The following is a 13120-nucleotide window of genomic DNA, read 5'->3' as shown; positions in this document are numbered from 1 at the left end:
GCCAGCTTCAGTCAACTCCGGTGGCTTCGAAGCGTGCTGGGAGTTACCGCGGCCCGGGCTACCAAGGCCTGGCTCACCAGGGTCGGCTGCTTCCGGTGGTTTTGCAGAGCTTGAGTGCCCCGAATTGCCGTGCTCCACGCCATCTGCTTCTGCCGTCTTCGCTGCCCCTCGCGAAGCGTCCGAAGCGGGGGGATGATGCTCGTTGTCATTGCCGACGCCATTTCCCCGTATGAAGCCAGCTTCAGTCAACTCCGGTGGCTTCGAAGCGTGCTGGGAGTTACCGCGGCCCGGGCTACCAAGGCCTGGCTCACCAGGGTCGGCTGCTTCCGGCGCGTTTGCAAAGGTTGAGTGCCCCGAATTGCCGTGCTCCACACCATCTGCTTCTGCCGTCTTCGCTGACCCTCGCGAAGCGTCCGAAGCGGGGGGATGATGCTCGTTGTCATTGCCGACGCCATTTCCCCGTACGAAGCCAGCTTCAGTCAACTCCGGTGGCTTCGAAGCGTGCTGGGAATTGCCGCGGCCCGGGCTAGCAAGGCCTGGCTCACCAGGGTCGGCTGCTTCCGGTGGCTTTGCAGAGGCTGACTGCCCCGAATTGCCGTGCTCCACACCATCGGCTTCTGCCGTCTTCGCTGACCCTCGCGAAGCGTCCGAAGCGGGGGGATGATGTTCGTTGTCATTGCCGACGCCATTTCCCCGTATGATGCCAGCTTCAGACAACTCCGCTGCCGCCTTTGCAGACCCTGGCTCCGAAGCGTGCTGTGAACTACCGCCCGCTTCGGTGCTAGAGCCCCCGTTGATCGGCTCATTCTTCGATGTGAGATTTTCAACTGCCGTCACCGTCGCGCTATGAGCAAGCACGATCGGTGATACATGAGCCGACGGGGCGGACCCATCATCGTTCTCATCCGTTGTATTCACCGAATCGCTAGTGAAGGTTCTGAACCTGGTCGCTCCCCCTAAGCCGGTCCGAGCCTGCCCGAATTCGAACCTCAGGCCGTCATCGGCAAGAGTGTTCCAGACTGCAGCGGCTCCGAATGTGCTCTCGCTCGTCCCGATAATTATGTGGGTACTGTCCGCATCCAGAACAGCTTCGGTTGCGGTCGCCGATGTCAGCGCTTCTTCGAGCTGCTCCAAGGTGATCGCGACAAACGTGCCTTCCGGCTGGCCGGCGAAATCCGCCTCTGCAATGGAGACGATCCCCTGCAGATGGATTTCCAGCAGGCCCCGGTCCCCGACATCAAGAGTCCGATCGGTCGGATTCACGTAGACGATCGTTTCGTTGGTTGCGGGATTGTAGATCCAAGCGAGGGTATGCGGCGGTATAGACTTGCTTGCTGCTGTCATATGGAGCCAGGCAAGCGCTCCGAAAGCGGCAAGATTGATCCTGCTCGATCCAGATGCGAAATCGAAGCCGGAGTGGGAAGAGGTCGAATGGGAATCGATCGGGGAGCGAAAAACAACGTTTTCGCCAACGTTGCCGCCCATCAGTTGATCGCGGCCATCTCCGCCAATACCGGCATCGCGACCAGAGCCCAGTGAGCCAAGAGGTTCCTGCAGGTTGTCATCCGCAGCACCATGGCTCATTTGGCTCGAAGTGCCTTCTCCAGCGACGCGTTCGTCGCCGGTGGTCACAAGCGCGGCAGGCAGGCGCAAATCGTGCAAAGGGAAAGCCGGAGGCGAGCCGTCTACATCATTGGTATCAGCATCGGTTATTGCGGCCAGTTTTGTGTTCGCATTCTCGCCGGTGACCACCACGAAGCTGTCGATCGGCGCCTTGCCCGGGTCATGCGATTGCACGGCAAGATGGGGGTCGTTCAGTGCGTAGATCAACGCACCGGTCAGAGTGGCGAAGGTGCCATACCCTCCGTGAGTCAACGTCGGCGTTGACGCAAGCCGCGGGAATTGATGTTCCGCAGTCGGGTCACCAACGATCTGTGTGTCGCTGGCTCCCCGCAGTAATGGCGTAGGAAGATTGGGCGTGCTCGATCCAACTGGGCCGCAGTCTTTCCATGGTTTGGAGCCTACGGATTGCTCAGCCGGGCGCAGCCCTTCCGTTGCCGCCATCGGGTTCGTGACCAGGCTCGCCTTGGCGAAGAGGTCCCTCTCGGTGGGCGACTCGCCGGAGTCCCAGAGCACGAGGTGTCGGAGAATAGCTCTTTTCCAGGGCTCATATTCGGCATGCTCTCCAGCGCGACCGGCGCTATCGTCATCCGGATCCACATCGTTCGCTTCCGACGCCTTGAGTTCGTCCGCAATTGCGAACGCCAGAAACGCCAGCGCAGGCAGGCCGAAACCGGACGGGCGCTGCAACAACGCGAGGGTAGCGAGCACAGTTCTGTTGGAAATTTCAAGCTTCTGAAATATGTTGTACAGGTGTACTTTGACTGTCCCTGGGGAAACGTTTAGCTGGCGCGCGATCTCCTTATTCGACATTCCTTCTGAGACTAGCTGTACAATTTGACGTTCCCGGTGCGTCAACAGCTCCAGCATCGTTTCAATTTTGCCGCCGCCGTCAGTTCCCTCGCCGGCTGGAAAGAGATCGGATTGCTCGGGCGACACGCTGCGCTCTGTCATCAGCCGCAGTAATCGCAGCATAGTGGCCGAGGAAGCATGCTTCGAGATTGCGCTGGAGGCGCCAGCAGCAATAGCTGCGGCCAGATCGTGATCTGCTTCGGATTCGGTAAACAACACCAAGCGCGTGGAGAGATTCTCAGCTTTCGCAATCGCGAGGATCTCGGGTACCGTCAGATCTGGCAGGTTGTCAGCAACAAGCGTGACGTCGGGTGTCAAATTCCGAATTGCTTCGAGGCACCTTGTCCCATCGCTGCATGATGCGACAACGTCGAAGTCCTGCTGTGCCCCGAATACCGACTTCAGTCCCTGTAGAACGATCGGTTGTCGATCTACGATCAGAAGCCGGATCCGTCTCTGCTTCACAGACACGTCTAACATTGGAACTCTGCCTCGGCCCGGCCATCTATGTACTTCGGCATATGGCCGGGGCCAAGCGGGATTATTAAAATACAATTAATAGAATAGGGAAAGAGGGTAATAGAGTAGGGAAAGAGGGCCCAACGGCTTAAAAATGACCCAAAATCGCAAGCTTTTATGGTATTTAGGTGAGAAATATATCATTTGACCCAATGGCCATTGCGATTGACTGGCTTGACGCTTACCGCGCGGGCGACATCGAGGCGATCTTGGAAATGTATGCTGAAGGTGCCGTGGTTCGCTGCGGCTGCGGGGGCGTCAAGACCGTTACCGGCCACGAGGCACTTCGTGCCTATTGGATTGATCGCCTCCGAGAATATCCGGCGGGTACATTGAACGATCTCAATCCTTCGCACGACGGGACCATTATCTCGTACGTCACCAAGAGTGGTGTCATGAGTGCGCTCTTCTCGTTTGACGTTACCGGGAGGATCAAGGAGCTGGACTGCAGTCCCTGCCACTAGACCCGCGGCGCGATCCAAGCCCGCGTTGGGTCACGTGTTAGCCTTGCAGTGCAAAGCCGGCTTTCCCGTACGAACGCGTCGTTGCGAGCCCGTTGCGTGCCACTCCTTAGCGATGGCATGTCGAAGGACGATACGCCTTCAGCGTCTTCAACGCGGATATCAGTGGGCCATATGCCTACGTCGCGGCATGCGATTGTCGGGCCGCCCCCGCGCGCCATCGATCATGGGAACCATATCTGCGGTGGTCGGTTGGCTTGCTGTTGAGCTGCACTCCGCAGAGCAGCTCACATCGGCATGAGTTCTAGTGCCGAGTATCCGTCGGGAGCCAATCCCATGATGGACCATGCGACTAGAATTGGTAATCGTTTGTTAGCAGCGTTGCCGCCAGCGGATTTTGCTTTGCTAGCGCCTCATCTGCGGAAAGTCGTGATCGAACGCAATTCCGTGCTCATCCGATCGGGCGATCGGATCGAACATCTTCTCTTCCCCCTCAGCGGCGCGATCGCCGCGATCACGGAGCTGCCGAACGGGCAGACAGTTGCCACGGCGATAATCGGGCATGAGGGCGCTGTGGGTTTGACGTCAGCATTTGGCGCATCCGCCGCGCCCGCGACCGCGGTCGTCCGCCTATCCGGGGCCGCGCTGCAGATCTCGCCTGCGCAATTCCTGGCAGCCCAGCATCGCAGCCCCGCAATCGCATCCATGGTGCAGGTCTTCACGATGTCGTTGTTGACGCAACTCCAGCACGTGGCGGCCTGCAATGCGCTGCATTCCGTCGAAGCGCGCTTAGCGCGCTGGCTTCTCCACATCCACGATCGTGCGAATGAAGGTGACCTGCTCCCGCTGACGCAAGAAACATTGTCGGAGTTGCTCGGCGTTCGCCGCACCACCGTCACGCATGTCGTGTGCACAATGCGCGCGTCAAGAGCGCTGAAATCCAGTCGGCGCGGCCAGCTCGAGATTGATCGGCCGCGGCTCGAAGCCGTGGCATGCGAGTGCTACAAGGTCATGAGCCGCAGAATCGATCGGATAGTCTCGCACGGCGCGGTCGGGCTCATCCCTGGGGCTCCAGCGCGGCACCCCCGCTCACCCGGTAGCCGAATAGCCGGGACAGGCTCGTAGGCCGGTTCGCTTTCCCGAGCCATCCGCACGCACCGCTTCGGTCATCCATTTGCTTTGGGACGCTCGCTACAACACCGCGATTTATTGAAACCAAGCAGCACGGGCATGAGCTTCGCCTGTGCGAAGCTGGAACGACTGCCCGCGGTCCGAGCTCGACATGGGGGACTGTCCGCCTTGCGCAGCTTGCGCTGACGATTTTCTTCTCGACCTACCCGGTCTCTGAGCTTCTCGAGTTCTGCGAGCTGGGCGACAAGCGCTTCGAGACGCTCTCGAAGAAGGGCCGCAGGATTCTGCGCTCGAATGCGGGTATTCATGACACGCCTCCTGACCGAGTCTCCCGGGAGGCCGCTCGGCTGGCCAGATATGCTTTCGGCCTCGCGTTTGACCTGTCGGAGCACAAGGCCCCGGCCCGGCTTGGCCGCACGGCAGCCCATCGAGCTCCTTCATGGGATGAGAAGATCTTACCGGCTGGATTGGGTTGCGCTGGAAATTTGAGTACTAGCTCCGGGGCAATCGGCCTTGCGCTTTTCCTCGTCTTCTTCTGCGCAATCGACCCCACCATCTGCACTTGGAATTCCAGAGCCGCCGCCGGTTGCGAAGGGCCCTTTTGCATTGCCTCCGCCAGCACCGGCCCCGCCGCTACCGCCGGATCCGCCGCCGGATGTCCCTCCGGCACGAGAAGATCCAGCAGAGCTACCACCAGGTGCTCCCCCACCCCCTGATGATCCGCCGCTGGAGCCCTCCGGGGCGGCCGCGGACGACCGATCATTGTCGAAGAACGACTGGCCGCTGTCGCTTTGCCTCGGCCCGTGCAGGCCGCCCGAACGGGCAATGGCTTTTGAGGTCAGGGAGGTGGACAGAAGCAGCGTCATGGCAGGGGGCGTCACGGCTGCAAATCTTCCGCAGGTCTTCAAAAACTCCCGCCGGTCGTCATCCTCGTTGCCGTCACGGGTCACGATGCGCCTCCTCGATTTAAAACGATATTTAGATTATTATATATTAAATAGATTTTCAACCAAGAATTTTCTTTACCTGGCGAGAGGTTGCTGAACGTGCGCATGCTCGGGACCGAAACTCGGCAATTTGCCGCGCTTCCCCCGATTTTCCGAGCACACTCGCCCGACGCACCGATTTGAGTTGCTTCCCGGAATTTAATTTAGTTAAATTAATTAACCACCGGGCGGGGCCCGGTTACAATGGATCACTGCGATGCCACTGCAATTCTATCGGTCCGTCCGGGACATGGAGATCTGGAGTGCGAGCAGCCACGGCTTCTCGTTCGTGATCAGTTTCGAAAGCCCGGGAGGTCCGGGCTTTCACGGACGCTTCGGCTACCTGGCGAGTTGGCGTCCGCTCCACATCAACCAAGCCGCAATCAAGATTGGCGGCTCGCCCTTTCGAACGTTGTCCGAGGCCGAAGGGGCCTGCCTCAACATGATTGAGCATCTGGCACCGCGATAGGCCGCCCCTCGCGCAAACTCCCGAACGCGCGCCAGACGTACCCGTCAATTCGCGCTGGCGGGATCCTGACGCAACAGATTAGGGGAATCCGGCTCATCTGGCGCTGCATGCAGCTCCCTTCGCGAGATCGCCAATGCTGCGAGAACCGTACGATTGCTGATTTCCAGCTTCTGGAAGATATGATGAAGGTGGACCTTGATCGTACCGTCGGCAAGATTCAACCGACGCCCAATCTCCTTGTTCGATAGCCCCTCCGATACGAGCCGCATGATCTGCCGCTCCCGGTCCGTTAGTTGCGTCAGGGGCTTCACACCGGCGAGGTCGTCCTCGCTGATGTGCCCAGTGCTCGGCGAGGCCGCAGCTTGGCCCTGGGCAGCTTTCCGCAGGGTTGCGACCAGCATCTCCACGTCCGAATCCTTCGAGAGGACGATGCAGGCGCCGTCCAAGGTCAGCCTTTTTAACTCACTGTCGCCCGTGATACCGGTGAAGAAGATTACCGGAGCGCGTGCGCCGACGGCGTTTGGACGAGCGAGGATCTGCTGTCGACTGAAGTCGGGCAGTGCAGCATCGACAAGCGCCACGTCCGGTGCAAGAAATCGAATTGCCTCGATACAGCTTGCGCCATCGCCGCAGGAAGCAACGACCGCAAAATCACGCTGCGCCGCAAGAACGCTCCTAATTCCTTGCAAGACGATCGGGTGTCGATCAGCGATAACAATTCTGATGCGGCGCATGCTTCCCTTGCCTGTTGCTAACAACCCCCCTTGCGGCCGTTTAATCCCACTCTCCTTTTGAGACGCGCGGGTTATAGCCAGCCAGCTCCGTCAATAATGTCGCAGGTCTTAGATCGGAGACAGCACCTGACGGCAACGCTCGATGGCCACACTATCGTAACTCGCCCAGAGAATGCGTGCAGCACCGTAAGAATGCGGTGCTCGATCCAAAATTCGAAACCGCGAATTCTACGAGGATAATGACATTCCGACTACAATTTCTGATGGTTTCAATCTGAAAATAATCGCCAGGAATGTCCATCGGCGTACTAAGGGGCGAGTCGCTATTATGGTCAACATCCAACTAACTTAGTTAGAGCCGAATATTACGAACGATATATAGGGACATTCACGATTCAAATCTAACATTCGACGAAGTTTCATTGAAGCGAGGCCGTTCGTGAACGCCCTCGCTCCGGGAAGGGAGGCGAGAAAAGTATTACTATTCATCAAAGCAACGGCTGGTAACAGAACAAGGCCGCGGTTGATCGTGGCACGTGTAGTACCGCTGGAAGTCCAGCAATGCGTTTGAAGCCGTATTTCGATAATTCAGCAACTTCAATGATTAGCACGGACGTCGTTGGCAATGAGTAGGTGTTCACATGTATTCTTCGGCAGTTTTGCGTCAAACACATAAGGCCCTCATCGTTCAATTCACCGAATTGCAGAACTTACGTAGTCGCGTATTGAAAGCAGAGGAGCGATTGCTCGCGCCCAAACGACGAGCCCACGGACGGAGGGCGTTTAGGAAGCGACCGCCCGGTCGGAGACACGGTCTCAACCGCTAGCACCAGGTACTGCGCTGCACACGAGCGCGGCCGCGCGGCCGGATCGCGCTTGCCCAACCCTGCTATGACCTGATAATGCCCGCTCTTGATTCGGTTGGGAAGTAGCTGGGGACGGCTTCCATGGAGAAGAGTGACTGGGCCAACTCGACCACGGCCGAGCTGTGGCGGCTTTACGATGAGGTCACGACCGTTCTCAGTCGGAGGATGACCGCGGAAAAGGCCAAGCTTGAAGAGCGGCTGCGCAAAATTGAGGGGACCGCCGTTTCGTCCCCGAACGGGGAACGTCCGCGCCGCCCCTACCCCCCGGTGTTGCCGAAATACCAGAACCCAAAGGACCCGGCCGAGACCTGGTCCGGTCGCGGCAAACAGCCCCGCTGGCTGAAAGCGCAGCTTCGAGCCGGTAAGAAGCTAAATGATCTCCTAATCGACCGCTCGTCGGCCCAAAGGCGCCGCCGGACCGGCTGAGCCTCCGATTCTCGGACGTGCGCTCGGAGCGGTGAGGCTTCCTTTGCCTTTAGCGGTTGCCATCCGGTTTCCCATTGGGACTGCCATCGCCACCGTTGTTGCCGTAGCCATTGTTGCCCTGCACAATTCGACCGCCGGAACTGGCGATGGCGGTGGAGGTCAGCGAGGTGGACAGCAACAGCGTCATAGTCGGAGGTGTGACGGCTGCAAATTTTCCACAGCTCTTCAAGAACTCGCGACGATCTTCACTGGCGGGGTCGAGGTGGGTCATCAGCATTATCCTGCAATCGTCGGTCAGCAAAATTAGACCGAAATTGGATCTACGGCAAATTAAATTTGTTAATTCAACAATTTCAAATTACCGAGTTCTCTACCACGTTGTACCATGGCAAGGTTCTGATTGAGGCGCTGCAGTCGCGTCCTTGAGGGCACCGCTGCACATTATTGACATCAATAAATAGATTTATTATTATAATAAATATATTATTTAACTTGCAATCAACTTCACTCATAAAGTCCGTTCGGCGCGCAGGGGCTCAGCGTAACTCGACCATATATTTACGCGCGTTGTTCCCAAGGTGGCAAAGCGAAAGGCAGTTCATGACAGCAACCGAGGCCGGAGCAGCGTTCAGGCAATTGCGATCCGGCTTCGATACGGCCTTGCGACCAGGATTCTCATTGCCGCGTCTCGGTGGCCTGATGAGCCGAGCCCTTGCGGGAACACTCTTGGACCTCTCTGAACTAACAGTTCTCACGGAGGCCGCGACCGGGGCCTACGCCGTGACAGCCGTCCTTGCGGCCATGGCCGGAGCCAGGCACGTCTATGCCTTCACGAAAGCTACACGGCACGGCACAGCAGCCGATGCCAGGCAACAGACGCTAGAGCTTGCAGATTCGGTCGGCGTGGCCGATCGCATCGACGTCTTGGAGCAGATCACCCCGGATATCCTCCAGCAAACCGATATTGTAACGAACAGCGGCCATCTTCGGCCCCTTACCGCCGCGCTCATTGATAAATTACCGAGGGACGCCGTCATCGCCTTGATGTTTGAGACCTGGGAATTTCGCCCCGAGGACCTCGACATGGAAGCATGCTTGCGGCGCGGAATTCCCATCGTCGGCGTGAACGAACGCCACCCGTCAGTCGATGTCTTCTCGTTTCTCGGTCCGCTGTGCGTGAAGCAACTCCACGATTGCGGCTTATCCGTTTACAAGAATCGCATTGCTGTGCTGTGCGACAATGATTTTGTTGGCTCGCTCCGCGCTGGTCTGGCGAACTCTGGAGCGAGCGTGGACACCTTCGACAACGCCCAGGCCATGTATCGCGACGAGTGGGATGCTGTCATCGTCGCGCTGCGACCAGCGGCTGAGCCACGCATCGGTTCGCCGGAAGCGACGCACCTCGCTGCTTGCGTGCCCGCTGGTGCCATTGTCGTGCAGTTTTGGGGCGATATGGATCGGACCGTATTGTCAGCAAATGGATTGGGCGTTTGGCCAACAGCGCCTCCGGCATCGGGGCACATGGGCATCCTCCTGTCGGAGATTGGCCCTGAACCGATCGTGAGACTGCAGGCAGGCGGCCTCCGCGCTGCTGAGTGGGTGCGGCGCAGTAGACCAGTTTCATCTGACGGAGTCGCGCAAATCGTCGTTCAGCCCCGATCGAGCTTTCGCCAATTCACGCCCGATCCTCGCCGATAGAGATCGACGAGCAGGAGCATAGCCTAGGCGAGAAACACCATGCGACGGATGTCGAATGCAACCGCAGGCGCAACAGTCAACGATGGGAATCCCGTCGGGGGCCGCGCAGGGTCCGTGATCCACGAGTGGCCATGAAGGGCTCCTGCGCCAGACAACACCCAAACTTCATCGTGAGATCGGTCGCCTCCAGAAGCGCAATGCGCTGCTCTCCCTGACTTGGGGACGATCAATCTTCCCGCGCATCGAGGAGCAGCGCCGACCAGGCCTGTTTCAACCGGGGATAATCTTCGCGTGTCATTCGAAATGTAATGACGTCGTCGCCGTTCCACCAAGCCTTCGGGGCAATCTTTTCGATTTGGAAACCAAGGCGAATATGGAAGTTCTTCGAGGCAACGTTCTTGCTTTGCACGCTGGCAAACACGACCGAGAGCCCTAGCTGCACGAACGCGAACGAGAAAAGCAGATCGAAGATCTCGGCTAGAAAAAGGCGCGCACCCGGATCGACGATCAACCGTGCCACATCGCCGCGTTTTGTCGCGAAATCCAGGTTTGCGAGGGCGATGCTGCCAGCCGGTTTCTTCGAGCGCTTGAATTCGGCAATGAAATAGTAGTCGTCCGCCCTAGCCTGGTAGCCTCGGAAAAACGCTTCCTGCTGAGCCAAAGTTAGCCTTTCTCGGGTCAGGAACTTGCCCAGAACGGGATCGTTCCGCCAAGCAACGATTTGCGCGGAATCCTCCAGCTGGATCTCTCGGAGGACCAGGTTATTTCCCTCGGGGAGCCGTTTGAGGTTCTCAGCCTTGGCGGAAAGCGTACACGAGCCCGACGGCTCTAACTCAATGTGGCCGGCCATGTATTTATTCAACCTCCACTTTAACATTTAAATATATTTAATTGACCCAAGGGATAGCATTATTTATTGTGAGCGCAAATCAAATGATGCTTTCCTTGGTGGAGGCTTGCCATTCTCGCTACTGTACCCGTCTTGCCCGACCGGCACGTAGATGATGCCGAACTCAAGTCCTTGGCGCTATCCGGCGATGCGGCGTTCTGGGGACACCTCGCCGCCCGCTCGCGGCAAGCGACGAGCTTTTCAGAACTGTTTTTTCTGTCGACGCTTCGAAAAAAGGCCAAGCTACCTGCGAACGAAAGTGTCCAGCCGAAACTCCGCCTCGCCTTGATCGGCGGCTACAACCTGTATCCGTTGCACGAACTGGTTGCGCATCTCTTGGTCACTCGTGGAGTCGAATGCGAACGCTTTCTCGGGGAGTACGATAATTTCGTCTCGGAAATCCTCGACGCCTCGAGCCGACTGTACGCCTTCAAGCCGGATCTCGCCTTCATTCTGCCGAACGCGAGCCACTACCGGTTTTCCGGCTCGCTGCTCGATGCTGTGGAGCATCAGCGCGAAGCTGCTGTCGGCGCCGCGGAGCATCTCCTCAACCTCGCGCAGACTTTCATCAAACGCTCGGGCGCGGCGGTGATTCTCGCCAATCTTGCGCTGCCCGGCGACCTCGATCTCGGCTCTTTTCGTTCACGCACGCTCGGTGCCGATTGGAGTTTCCGCAAGGCGGTGAATCTTGAGCTCGGGCTCCGGGCCCCGGCCGGAGTGCAAATCTGCGACGTCGAATTCCTCTCGGCACGCCGAGGGACCATGGCCGCGGAAGATTCGCGAGCGTGGTACGAATCGAAGCAGCTCGGCTCACCCGATTTCCTGGTGGACATCGCACAAGAGCTAAGCCACCTGATCGCCTCCCGCAAGCAAGGCCCCAAGAAGGTTCTGGCGGTCGATCTCGATAACACGCTATGGGGCGGTGTGATTGCGGAGGACGGCGTCGAGGGAATTGAACTTGGTGACACGTCTCCCCGCGGCGAAGCATTCAAGGCTTTCCAGAACCACCTCCTTGCCCTTTCCGAGCGCGGCGTCCTACTTGCGGTATGCAGCAAGAACGACGATGCGCGCGCCCGCGAGGTATTCGAGAAGCATCCCGAGATGGTTCTCCGGCTGGAGCACTTTGCAGCCTTCCAAGCCAATTGGAACCCGAAGTCCGACAACCTGCAGCGGATCGCGGATGAACTCCGCGTCGGCCTGGACAGCTTCGTCTTCGCCGATGACAATCCGGCCGAGATCGAGATCGTGCGTCAGTTTCAGCCTCAGGTCGAGGGCGTGCTCCTCGGGGCGGATCCCGCCGAATTCATCCGTCGCCTCCAGGCCGGGCGTCATTTCGAGCCGCGGAACGTCACCGAGGAGGATCTCGAACGGACGGCGCAGTATAGGCAGGAACGGCGACGTACGGAGCTCGCGGCGAGCGTAACCGACATGCCAGCCTACCTCGCCTCGCTGGAGATGCGAGGTACGATCAAGGAATTCGACCCGCTGGACCTGCCTCGCATTGCCCAGCTGATCGCGCGCAGCAACCAGTTCAACCTGACGACGGTCCGTCGATCCGAAACCGAGATCCAGGGGCTCCTGGGAAGACCGGACTACCGGTGCTTCACGATGCGGCTCGAGGATCGCTTCGGTGATTCCGGGCTCATCTCTGTGGTCATTGCGAAGATCGAGGGCGGAGTCCTCGTTCTGGATACCTGGCTGATGAGCTGCCGCGTGCTCAAGCGCCAGGTCGAGAACGAGATCATGAATGAGATTTTTCGGCTTGCAGAGGCCGCCGGCTGCGCAACGGTGCGCGGCATTTATCTTCCGACGGCCAAGAACGGAATGGTTGCCGGCATCTACGAGGAGTTTGGCTTCGTGCGTACGGAAGACTCCGCCGCCCGAAAGGAGTTCGAGCTCAAGGTGGAGAAGTATCAGGGGTGTTCGACAAAGATCCGCATAACCCGGAGGGCTTATGAAGCAAGCTGAAGTACTGACGAAGTTGCAGGAGGTATTCGACGGAATCTTCCTTGAGAAGGTCGCGGCCAAGCCCGAACTTTCGGCAGCCGACGTCGAAGAATGGGACTCGCTCATGCAGATCTCGCTGGTCATCGCTGTCGAGCAGAAATTTCGCGTGCGATTCCGCGTTGGCGAAGTCGAGGCGGCCCGGAACCTGGGTGAATTCGCCGACCTGATCGCGAAACGGATGGAGCCATAAGAACTGGAGTCGCGAGCGTTCGAGGCCGGGGGTAAGCGCGCAGCCCCCTGCATCCGAATTTGCAGCGATTGTTCCCCCCGGAATGGCGGGCGCAACTGGTGCACGGGTTGGTCACGCGCCTGCTTCTTTCAACTTCAAGAGAAATTGACGAGGGTCGCTTTTCCGACAACGAAAACAGTTTTGATTTAATTTATTTTGTGATATTTAATGTTTTAAATTCGAACGCTACGGCAGATTACTCCGGCGACTCATAAGTCGGCCGGCAATTTCAA

Annotated in this window: 10 protein-coding genes and 1 pseudogene; 6 read left to right on the top strand and 5 right to left on the bottom strand. The window is 58.4% G+C overall.

Translation table 11 applies throughout. The annotated features are described in order from the left end of the window. On the bottom strand, nucleotides 1-2952 hold a 2952-nt coding region (locus tag GGD66_RS21045), incomplete at its 3' end, for a LuxR C-terminal-related transcriptional regulator (protein ID WP_183258867.1). Nucleotides 2953-3143: 191 nt separating this feature from the next. Between GGD66_RS21045 and GGD66_RS21040 the strand changes: the two genes are divergently transcribed. Together GGD66_RS21040 and GGD66_RS21035 are read left to right on the top strand one after the other, a co-directional pair. Continuing rightward, nucleotides 3144-3455 (top strand): nuclear transport factor 2 family protein, encoded by a 312-nt coding sequence (locus GGD66_RS21040; RefSeq protein ID WP_177237550.1) that lies wholly within the window; start codon nucleotides 3144-3146, stop codon nucleotides 3453-3455. A gap of 333 nt (nucleotides 3456-3788) precedes the next feature. Further along, the gene (locus GGD66_RS21035; RefSeq protein WP_018319900.1) at nucleotides 3789-4577 is read left to right on the top strand and encodes a Crp/Fnr family transcriptional regulator; all 789 of its coding nucleotides are present in this window, start codon (nucleotides 3789-3791) and stop codon (nucleotides 4575-4577) included. Nucleotides 4578-5179: 602 nt separating this feature from the next. Here the strand turns inward: GGD66_RS21035 and GGD66_RS41580 are convergent. Further along, nucleotides 5180-5536, bottom strand: a pseudogene (locus tag GGD66_RS41580) (hypothetical protein); the annotation flags it as partial. A 546-nt stretch (nucleotides 5537-6082) separates the two neighbouring features. Beyond that, entirely contained in the window at nucleotides 6083-6772 is a 690-nt protein-coding gene (locus GGD66_RS21025) for a response regulator transcription factor (protein ID WP_049814957.1), read from the bottom strand. A 947-nt stretch (nucleotides 6773-7719) separates the two neighbouring features. Between GGD66_RS21025 and GGD66_RS21020 the strand changes: the two genes are divergently transcribed. Beyond that, on the top strand, nucleotides 7720-8064 hold the full coding sequence (locus GGD66_RS21020) for an H-NS family nucleoid-associated regulatory protein (protein ID WP_179731073.1): 345 nt from the start codon (nucleotides 7720-7722) through the stop codon (nucleotides 8062-8064). 49 nt (nucleotides 8065-8113) lie between these two features. On the opposite strand, the gene GGD66_RS21015 is transcribed toward GGD66_RS21020, so the two are convergent. Continuing rightward, on the bottom strand, nucleotides 8114-8335 hold the full coding sequence (locus GGD66_RS21015; protein WP_026202269.1) for a hypothetical protein: 222 nt from the start codon (nucleotides 8333-8335) through the stop codon (nucleotides 8114-8116). A gap of 329 nt (nucleotides 8336-8664) precedes the next feature. On the opposite strand from GGD66_RS21015, the gene GGD66_RS21010 reads away from it, so the two are divergent. Continuing rightward, nucleotides 8665-9762, top strand: coding sequence for a hypothetical protein (locus tag GGD66_RS21010; protein WP_246788936.1), 1098 nt, complete (start codon nucleotides 8665-8667; stop codon nucleotides 9760-9762). Between the two features lie 226 nt (nucleotides 9763-9988). Here GGD66_RS21010 and GGD66_RS21005 read toward each other — a convergent pair whose 3' ends face one another. Further along, nucleotides 9989-10612, bottom strand: coding sequence for a GNAT family N-acetyltransferase (locus GGD66_RS21005; protein ID WP_143109202.1), 624 nt, complete (start codon nucleotides 10610-10612; stop codon nucleotides 9989-9991). 132 nt (nucleotides 10613-10744) lie between these two features. On the opposite strand from GGD66_RS21005, the gene GGD66_RS21000 reads away from it, so the two are divergent. Both GGD66_RS21000 and GGD66_RS20995 read left to right on the top strand, forming a co-directional pair. Next, nucleotides 10745-12619: an HAD family hydrolase gene (locus GGD66_RS21000; protein WP_092263304.1), complete on the top strand. Its 1875-nt coding sequence runs from the start codon at nucleotides 10745-10747 to the stop codon at nucleotides 12617-12619. Further along, nucleotides 12606-12848 (top strand): acyl carrier protein, encoded by a 243-nt coding sequence (locus tag GGD66_RS20995; protein ID WP_018319893.1) that lies wholly within the window; start codon nucleotides 12606-12608, stop codon nucleotides 12846-12848. Before GGD66_RS21000 ends, GGD66_RS20995 begins: the two co-directional genes overlap by 14 nt. Nucleotides 12849-13120: the final 272 nt, after the last annotated feature.

The organism is Bradyrhizobium sp. CIR48, assembly GCF_014198315.1.
Taxonomy (GTDB): domain Bacteria; phylum Pseudomonadota; class Alphaproteobacteria; order Rhizobiales; family Xanthobacteraceae; genus Bradyrhizobium.
This window is presented reverse-complemented; position numbering and strand designations above follow the sequence as displayed.

Excerpts from the sequence above, each read along its gene's own strand:
- GGD66_RS20995 (WP_018319893.1), top strand. The coding sequence starts at position 12,606 with ATGAAGCAAGCTGAAGTACTGACGAAGTTGCAGGAGGTATTCGACGGA.
- GGD66_RS21020 (WP_179731073.1), top strand. The coding sequence starts at position 7,720 with ATGGAGAAGAGTGACTGGGCCAACTCGACCACGGCCGAGCTGTGGCGG.
- GGD66_RS21015 (WP_026202269.1), bottom strand. The coding sequence starts at position 8,335 with ATGACCCACCTCGACCCCGCCAGTGAAGATCGTCGCGAGTTCTTGAAG.
- GGD66_RS21005 (WP_143109202.1), bottom strand. The coding sequence starts at position 10,612 with ATGGCCGGCCACATTGAGTTAGAGCCGTCGGGCTCGTGTACGCTTTCC.
- GGD66_RS21025 (WP_049814957.1), bottom strand. The coding sequence starts at position 6,772 with ATGCGCCGCATCAGAATTGTTATCGCTGATCGACACCCGATCGTCTTG.
- GGD66_RS21010 (WP_246788936.1), top strand. The coding sequence starts at position 8,665 with ATGACAGCAACCGAGGCCGGAGCAGCGTTCAGGCAATTGCGATCCGGC.
- GGD66_RS21035 (WP_018319900.1), top strand. The coding sequence starts at position 3,789 with ATGATGGACCATGCGACTAGAATTGGTAATCGTTTGTTAGCAGCGTTG.
- GGD66_RS21040 (WP_177237550.1), top strand. The coding sequence starts at position 3,144 with ATGGCCATTGCGATTGACTGGCTTGACGCTTACCGCGCGGGCGACATC.